This window comes from Thioclava sp. IC9 (assembly GCF_002213225.1).
Lineage (GTDB): Bacteria > Pseudomonadota > Alphaproteobacteria > Rhodobacterales > Rhodobacteraceae > Thioclava > Thioclava nitratireducens.
The window spans coordinates 1-5,841 of sequence record NZ_NBNX01000019.1 but is presented as its reverse complement, the minus strand read 5'-3'; the positions used below and the strand labels follow the sequence as shown (position 1 = coordinate 5,841).

Below are 5,841 nucleotides of genomic sequence, written 5' to 3'. Positions count from 1 at the left end.
CCGGTGTTCTTCGAGGGCACGTCGAAGAAGTTCGACAGAACCAGCGCATAGGTGAAGAAGATCGCGTTGTAGAGAAACGCCTGTGAGCTCATCAGGAGGAGGCCGAGCAGCGCCCGTTTGCGGTGCGTCGAGAACATCGCCTTGACGATCTTCATCAGAGAAAAGGTCTCTGCGGCCGGAACAATGCTTGTCTCTCGCATCAGAGAGCACGGGGTAGAAATAGGGTTGAATTGGAAGAAAATTGGTAGAGCTCCGATGTGGTGGCGCAACCTTAGCGGTAGTCACGAAATCTTTAGAAATAACGCGCCGCCATCCCAGAAATGAACTTTTGTCAAAAATACAGGAGTCTTTCTGAAGCTTGTGGTCGTTTCCCGTTGAGCGTTTCAAAAACGACCTTCGGTCCGTGTGGGAACCAACTTTTAGACCGTCTGTTAACGCTCCGTAAATTAGCTGTTAACCGGATTGAGCGGGACGAACTCGACATGAACAATTTCACAAACGCAACTGAAACGCCCCGTGTCCTGTTCATCGACGACAACGCCATCCTTGCAGACACCGTGGAAAAGAGTTTTGCCGCCGATGGAAATATCGCCGTCGTCAGCCAATGCAAAGATTTGCCCTCGGCTTTGACGGCCCAGGACGTTCCGATGAAGTCCTGCGATTTGGTCCTGTTCGATCCAAGCCAGTCCCCCGCGGCCCCTGCCGACACGTTGAGCGCCGTGCGCGAGGCCGCCGGACCAGTCGCCGCGATCGCTTACCTTCCGGAAACTGCACTTGAGATCGCGCGTCAATGTCTCCAATCCGATTACGACGGCATCATATCGCGCAGCAGGAACACAGAGATGCTGATCGATGCAGTCCTGTCGGTCTCGATGGGTGGCCTGTATGTTGACGGGTGCTATGCCGACGTGCGCGCCGCTTCCAGCGAACCTTTTCTGGTTGGCACGGAAATCCTCACCGATCGGGAGCGGGAGGTGGTGCGCGGGATCGTCGAAGGCAAGAGTTGTCGCGCCATCGGAGACGACCTTTCGATCAGTGGCAAGACTGTCGAGACGCACAAGTATCGCGCGTTGTCCAAGATGGGTCTCGCATGCGTGCGCGATCTTGAGACCTTTGCGCGACGGAACGCCTGGGTGGTCTAACCGGGTTTAGCAGAAGATGCGAAGCGTAAGTCCCATACGAATTGGCGTGGCCGATCAAAGTCCTATTTTTGCGTCAGCGGTTCTCGACCTCGCGGCGTCGACTTTCGGCGACACCGGGACCCATTGCGATGCGATCGCTGCCACAGACGTAGAACGCCTGCGCGAGCCCGAGTGGGACGTGCTCCTGATCGATCCGCAGTTTACCCCGAACCTCGAAGAGCTCGTTCCGCAGATGTTGGCCGCCTCTCACTCGCCAGCGCTTATCGCCGTTGCATCGCATCCGACTAAGGAGCTCGTCGACTTCTGTGTGCGGATCGGGTTCAATTCCGTAGTATCGAAGTCGATCTCGGGGCCAGCGCTGATGCGTGTGATCCGTGTTTCCTTGGCCGGGGGAAGTCTGGTTGATCGCGCTTTCTCGCGGTCCGGAGAGGGCGAGAGGCCCGGTCCCACCGAAGGCAAGCCGTTGACCGAGCGCGAGCTATATGTCCTGCAGCTCTGGGCCAAGGGTTATTCCAACAGCGACATCGCGGATCGGATTGGCCTCAGCCGAAAGACCGTCGACAGCCACCGCGCGCGAGGCATGAAAAAGCTCGGCCTCGTGGACCGGCCTGCGCTGATCCGAATGGCGAGCGCGCGGGGCTGGCTCGTCTGAGCCTTCCTGACCTCCCTGGTGGGTGTTCGTTCCATTATGGGGACGGAAGCCCGTCTCCTTTCTGAAGCGGCCTTCCTCACGTTCGCCGGAACGGGGGAGCGGGTTTCAGTCCCCTATGCCTGCAGATTCCCCAAAACGTTGCTGCCGCAGCGTAGGGCGCTCGGCTTGCAGTAACTTTTGGGCCAGCCGCGCTCGCATGAGTTACGCAACTCTTGCGATGAACTTCGCGTTTGAAAGCGCCCAAGCAGAGCGCGTTCCTCAATCCGGCTCTTAGTAGCCTCATAGAGCCACGGGAGCTCCGTCTATTCTTCACGTGTGCGGAAGCTCGAAGGCGGGGGTAAATGCAGTCAACGGTGATCCGCAGAGCCTCTTCTCCCGTAGCCTTCAGATTGGTTCGAAATTCAACAAAGACCGCCTTCATGTCGACAGCCCTATACCGACGGACCATGGCGCAAGTGGAACGCGATCTGGACGAAGCCGCGGTAAGGCAAGAGCATCAGCTTTGGGACCGAACGCCTTGGATGGTGGATGTCTTCACGGGCCCTGCCGGTGGTGAGCGCGATCAAGCGATATCTGCATGGTGCAGAGCCAAGTTCGGCGCCGAGGCCCTGCCGCTTCAGGGGCGCGATGGCTCATGGCGAAGAAGTGACGAAACGATTAACGGGTGGGCTTGGTTTGGCTTCGATACCGCGTCAGCGCTGAAGAAATTCCAAGATGCATGGCTTGCACGGCGCGCGAACACGATTGCGTGAATTCTCGCTTGGATGGCAGATGCTGGCCGATCACGCTTTGCCTATTTCCAATCATTGCGCCACACTGACCTCCCTCGCTTCGAGGATGGGAAGTCATTTCAAATGGACATTTACTTAGAAGAAGATCGCGCCGATCCCGTGATCTCGAGACGGATGGTCGAACGAGCCCTCGAAGGCTTGGACATGAAGTGTCCAGACGACGTCAAAACGGCAACAGAGCGCGTCCGGGGCTTTCCTCTCCCTGACCTCTATCTGAGTTCATCGCTCGGTTCTGAAGGTAATCCTCATGAGGCTTGGATCGCGCGCATGGAGATCGACCGTCAAGCGGCCGAGCGTCTTCGCGCGCATGAGTTTAGGGTTACAGTCATCGCCGCACTCGCCGCTATAATTGGCGGAGCGATCGGCGGCGGGCTTCACATTCTCTGGCCTTGAGGGGGGGCTTATGTCGATCACGAACAGTTTGAGTTCCTCGGCGGGCGCAGCAAACGGGTCCCTCTTAGTTGACGAAGCGGCACTTGAGATCAAGCGCCAAGCTGCGGAGATCGAGCGTCTCCGAGAGGTCATTCGCCGCTATGGTGATCCGGCCCGGATGGCGTGGGCCCCGGCGGAGTATCGCGAAACTATCGAAGCGGCTATGAATGAGACTGAGGACCAAACCCGAACATCGGCTTTCCTCCGGTGAGTATCGTCAGAGCACGAACGAAGCATCTCAGATAGCGAGCAATATGGACGATCTCGAATTTTCAACCCAGCTCGACTTTATCTTGGCGACGTCCGAGATCGGTATTTGGGAGCTCGATGCCGGGACTGGGAAAGCAGTGCGCAATCTGCGCCACGATCAGATTTTCGGCCACGAGACACGCTTGAGCGAATGGAGCGCGGATACTTTCCTGACCTATGTCGAACCGAACGATCGCGACCGGGTCAAACAGTTGCTGGAAACGTCGCTCGAGACGGGCGAGCCCTGGTCTTTCGAGACCCGCATCCTGCGCGCGGATGGAGCCGAACGGTGGATCAGCGCAAAAGGGATGCCTAAGCTGTCCGATACAGGCCAGGTCGTGAAGCTAATCGGCCACGTCATCGACATTACCGAGACCAAGTCGAACGAAGATCGTCTCAAGTTGCTGTCACGAGAGCTCAATCACCGCGTCGCAAATACCTTCGCGATCATGAACTCCATGGTCCGGCATGCGAGCAAGAAGGCCACCACGGTCGACGACTTCTCGGCAACTTTGCTGGAGCGGCTCGCGTCCTTGGCGCGCGCGAACAAGGTTCTCGTCGCGGCGGAAGCGGAACGCTCCAGTTTGAGTGATATACTCTCCATGGAACTCAAGGCTTTCGACGGCTGGAATGAGCGCATCCGGATTACGGGGAATGCACATATCTGGTTTTCGGGGGAAGCGTCCGAAGCACTTGCGATGATCTTCCATGAATTGCTCACCAACGCGGTGAAGCACGGGGCCCTTTCAGTGCCGGAGGGCGAGATAGCACTTAGCATCACGCGCGCCGAAGGCCGGCAGGTTCTGATCCGGTGGGTCGAAAGAGGCGGCCCTCCGGTTGTGACTACGCGGCCGAGGGGGATCGGTTCGACCATCCTGCAGAACGCCATGCGGGACGAAGGCAAAGTCGATTTGGATTTCGCGAAACAAGGGTTGGTCTGCGATATCACGGTCAACCATAGCTTCGAACGCAAGCATACGGACGCGGGGTCCGCAGACGAGGCACAGCCTCAGGAGGACTCCTCGGATACCCCTGCCGCCGATGATATTTCTTGCGCCGGAAGTAAGATCATGATCGTCGAGGATGACCCAATTATCGGAATGGATATAGCCGAGATTTTCCGCTCGTGCGGGGCGGAGGTGCTTGGTCCCTTCACGACCGTCGCAAGTGCTCTATTGGCCCTCCGGCGCACCCCCGATGTTGCGCTGCTGGATGTGAACCTTCGACATGAGACTACCGACGTGATCGCATCGCAACTGGCCGCAAACGAAGTCCCTTTTCTGGTCTTGAGCGGCCAAGCCGATCCTTCGGACTTACCTTCGGCATTTGAAGGGGCGGGGATCGTGAGTAAACCTTTCGATGAATCAGACCTCTTGGATCGCGTCTTACGGTTGTTGCGAGAGAAATGAGTGGTTGCGCCTTCGTCATGAGGACGGCGCAGTTGTCCTGCGGAGTCGGCAGAACTCGATTGATCTCACTCGGCAGCGTCATTCGTCACTTGGGGCATGTTTCTCCGCTGCTCCGTCTCGCGATGGCGAAAGCACGAAAGATTCGCACCGCGCGTGCGCCGGTTGCCGTCATCAGCGGTGAGGAACGCGCGCGCTTCGTGTTCCGAGACCTCCTTGAGGCGGGAAGAAAGCTCGCGGCGCTTGCGGAAGTTGCGCAACTGTAGGGTGGAGAGACTCTGGGGCAAATAGCGCTGATGGTCACCAGCGTGGTAAACGTCGAAGCAGAGTCGCCCCGCAATCAGCATCTTATCTCGGCTGCTTTCTGCCAGCACGGTAAACACGACCGACTCCACCCGTTCCGCATCTCCGGGAATGTCGGCGAAGTCCAAGGCCACGCTCACCAGATACGAAATCTGACCAAGATCACGATATTCCGCAGTTTTCAGGGGTCCTTTTATCGACTGGGCCGGTTCGGCCTCCGAAAAAGGTGCGAAGCCACCGGTGTCACTGGCAATGGAATGATAGGTCTTTCCATCGACCTCAAGGTCGGCAAGCAAGGCTTTCACGAAGATGGGCTCCGCTCCCATGTTTCCCAGCATCAGATGTCCGCGCTCATTGCCGCCGGCGACCCGCGTCAGCAGCAGTTTGGAACGCCGCTCGCGCCGGAAATTCTGGAGCATGAGCTGTAGATATACCACCCATACTAATCCGGTAACGAGCTGCACGGCGATGCTCACCACCTGATGGTGATCGACGAGCCACTCCATCTTTTCCTCTTGATCAGCCTATTACGTCAGCCTGGCAGCAACGCGGCAAGAGCACGAACGGGTCCGAGAATAGGCGGGAAAACAATAGCGCAGGCGTTTGCTCTATAACTCGAGTCTGCGACTGATCTTCTTTCCTCGGAATTCTAACAGTGAAACAAACTGCAATCTGCAGCTCGGCGTGAGAGGCGCGCGCGATGCCAAGAAAGACCGCGCCACCAACCGGTCATATGCTGACATTGCTTCGGGTAGCAGACTTTGGGTTAAAGCGCAGCGAACGACCGCATTCCGCCGATTCTGTGGAAAAACACCCGTTCGCGATTGCAGAAATTGGAAGCTTTCGTGATGTGCGACTGCCTTTCC

Annotated in this window: 7 protein-coding genes; 6 read left to right on the top strand and 1 reads right to left on the bottom strand. The window is 57.6% G+C overall.

Annotation, left to right across the window (positions count from 1 at the left end; translation table 11 throughout):
- The first annotated feature begins 482 nt into the window (after nt 1-482).
- The 6 genes from B6V76_RS19470 (at nt 483) to B6V76_RS19450 (ending at nt 4,675) form a co-directional block, all read left to right on the top strand.
- Nucleotides 483-1,142, top strand: coding sequence for a response regulator transcription factor (locus B6V76_RS19470; RefSeq protein ID WP_166504650.1), 660 nt, complete (start codon nt 483-485; stop codon nt 1,140-1,142).
- Between the two features lie 46 nt (nt 1,143-1,188).
- The gene (locus B6V76_RS19465; RefSeq protein ID WP_166504649.1) at nt 1,189-1,794 is read left to right on the top strand and encodes a response regulator transcription factor; all 606 of its coding nucleotides are present in this window, start codon (nt 1,189-1,191) and stop codon (nt 1,792-1,794) included.
- 341 nt (nt 1,795-2,135) lie between these two features.
- A complete protein-coding gene (locus B6V76_RS19460) occupies nt 2,136-2,546 on the top strand; it encodes a hypothetical protein (RefSeq protein WP_141104963.1) in 411 nt (136 codons plus the stop codon).
- 102 nt (nt 2,547-2,648) lie between these two features.
- The gene (locus B6V76_RS19455; protein WP_088728313.1) at nt 2,649-2,978 is read left to right on the top strand and encodes a hypothetical protein; all 330 of its coding nucleotides are present in this window, start codon (nt 2,649-2,651) and stop codon (nt 2,976-2,978) included.
- 10 nt (nt 2,979-2,988) lie between these two features.
- The gene (locus B6V76_RS20045) at nt 2,989-3,228 is read left to right on the top strand and encodes a hypothetical protein (RefSeq protein ID WP_166504648.1); all 240 of its coding nucleotides are present in this window, start codon (nt 2,989-2,991) and stop codon (nt 3,226-3,228) included.
- 43 nt (nt 3,229-3,271) lie between these two features.
- Complete coding sequence (locus tag B6V76_RS19450) at nt 3,272-4,675, top strand: HWE histidine kinase domain-containing protein (protein ID WP_166504647.1); 1,404 nt, start codon at nt 3,272-3,274, stop codon at nt 4,673-4,675.
- A gap of 65 nt (nt 4,676-4,740) precedes the next feature.
- Here B6V76_RS19450 and B6V76_RS19445 read toward each other — a convergent pair whose 3' ends face one another.
- Entirely contained in the window at nt 4,741-5,481 is a 741-nt protein-coding gene (locus B6V76_RS19445) for a hypothetical protein (protein ID WP_088728311.1), read from the bottom strand.
- Between the last annotated feature and the right edge of the window lie 360 nt (nt 5,482-5,841).